The organism is Mesobacillus sp. (genome assembly GCF_049588175.1).
Lineage (GTDB): Bacteria > Bacillota > Bacilli > Bacillales > Cytobacillaceae > Mesobacillus.
The window spans coordinates 1-1,997 of sequence record NZ_JBAVFI010000116.1; the positions used below are offsets into that span (position 1 = coordinate 1).

Annotated in this window: 2 protein-coding genes; one reads left to right on the forward strand and one right to left on the reverse strand. The window is 35.5% G+C overall.

Translation table 11 applies throughout. The annotated features are described in order from the left end of the window. Positions 1-337 precede the first annotated feature (337 nt). A complete protein-coding gene (locus WB217_RS02795; RefSeq protein ID WP_423990444.1) occupies positions 338-637 on the reverse strand; it encodes a hypothetical protein in 300 nt (99 codons plus the stop codon). A gap of 397 nt (positions 638-1,034) precedes the next feature. On the opposite strand from WB217_RS02795, the gene WB217_RS02800 reads away from it, so the two are divergent. Beyond that, entirely contained in the window at positions 1,035-1,877 is an 843-nt protein-coding gene (locus WB217_RS02800) for a DUF2785 domain-containing protein (RefSeq protein WP_423990446.1), read from the forward strand. Positions 1,878-1,997 lie beyond the last annotated feature (120 nt).

The window sequence follows — 1,997 nt, forward strand, 5'->3', positions numbered from 1 at the left end:
TTTTATTTCAACAAAACAGGGCATTAATCCCTAACGGATTATGCTCTTGTTACTTAACAACGAGATTTTCTCCCGTCTATATAGTAAAATCTTTGTTCAACTAACCTGTCCTTTAGTTTAATAAGAAATTCAACAAAAAGAGGCTTAACTCCTTCAAAGTAAAAATGGGTTATAAATGTACACAAAAGAAAAGGACCAATCGCCGGCATAGCCATTTGGTCCACAAAACCAATAACATTTTTATATTCAACAAACATTCCTTTTTACATTTCAAATTAACCTTTTGTGATAGATATCCGAATCCGTTACGCGATAAAGGAGTTTCTTTTTCCTGGTTTTATTGACTTTCGATCATTGTTCCATATTTCGTTCTGGTCACCCTTACTGCTTCATCGGCTTCAACAGATTCGTAAACCTCTTTTCGTACAACTATTTTTTCACCACTAATCTGCAGCCAATATTCGTTTTCAACATCGTAATTGCCATAGATATTTTTCACATTCTTCCCCACGCCTTTGCCCGCTATCATTCCCTCGTCTTCATGAAATGAAAATTCAGCGTGAAGATAATCCTCATACGCAAAAGATAACATGCCAATACAGCCAATCCATAAAAGGATGGAAAGTATTTTTTCCATTTTCATCACCCGGGCTTAGCTTATGGAAAAAAACTGCATTTTAATCATTAACCGTTTTACCTTCCCATCTTCTCCCTGCTTTAAAACATCTTAATCACTTTGTATTCTTTACCACTGAATGGATCTGGATAAGGATCAGCTAATACTGCAGCCACCTGGATTGGTACGTAGCGATAATCTTCCTACGTGTTCGTATTAAAACCATGATGGTGTACATCTAAAAATACATCTGGCTTAAATTCCCTTACCACACTCGTAACCGCTCTTCCTTCAGCCGTTACATAAAATCCACCTTAATTGCGGGTATTTATAAACTATGAAAATTGAAATGCTTTAGAGAGTCGATCCAGGAAAATTATGTTAAAGTATACTTAAACAAAAACTAGGATTGGTGATTATGGAAAATACAGCTCTTTTATTAAAAGAAGAACTGAAAGATCTTGATTTTAAGCAGCCTGAAACCATTAAAAATAAGGATCTCAATCAACTTATTCAGCAAATGGCGGACCATATTGGTTCCACAGACTCTGAGTTAAGAGACAAGCTGATCTATACTTCTTTTTACTATTTAATTCAGCATGATTACCTGAATGAAAAACAAATGACTTATATACTCGAAACATGTCTTGATGAGAAGCATTTGTTCTTGAACTTAGGTAACTCCGAAGATGATTCAGTTTTCACAAGAGCATTTTCTTCTCTCGTTGTTGTCCTTATTTTAGGTAAAGACAGCAGTGACCGTTTTCTTTCCGATCCGTTAGTCATCCACGCAATTGAAAGCAGTCTGCTTTATTTAAATAAAGAGAAGGATACCCGGGGATTTGTTGAAGGAAAAGGCTGGGCGCATAGCATTGCTCATGGTGCGGATTTATTGGATGAAGCGATCAAGCATCCACTATTTGAAATGGATTTGGCAGACGACTGCCTTAAAACGATTGGTAACTGCATACTTAAGGAAGCAGCCTACACTGATCATGAAGATGAACGACTTATTTATCCAGTCGAAGCTCTTTTAGACAAGGGAATGGATGAGAGTGTACTAGAAAAATGGATTACAAACCTTTCTGATTATCACAGTGAAATGCAAAATCCAAATGAATTTTCTTTATCCATTTTTAGAAAAAAGACCAACTTAAGTAATTTCTTGAAAACTTTATATTTTCGCTTGATGTTTAAAAACGAGGGTTTCTGCACGAGGAAAAGAATTGTGGAGATTTTAGAAAAGTGGCATCTGAATTAATAAAAAAATTACCGCAGTGTTATTCACTGCGGTTGCATAAACTAATGCTTTAATTTCGAGCTTATTGTGACACAGAGTAAACAAGTATCTCTTTACCCCATTTAGTAATCTTCTTTTTTA

Bases quoted from the DNA above. Each gene is read 5' to 3' on its own strand.
- WB217_RS02795 (WP_423990444.1), bottom strand. From the start codon at position 637: ATGGAAAAAATACTTTCCATCCTTTTATGGATTGGCTGTATTGGCATG.
- WB217_RS02800 (WP_423990446.1), top strand. From the start codon at position 1,035: ATGGAAAATACAGCTCTTTTATTAAAAGAAGAACTGAAAGATCTTGAT.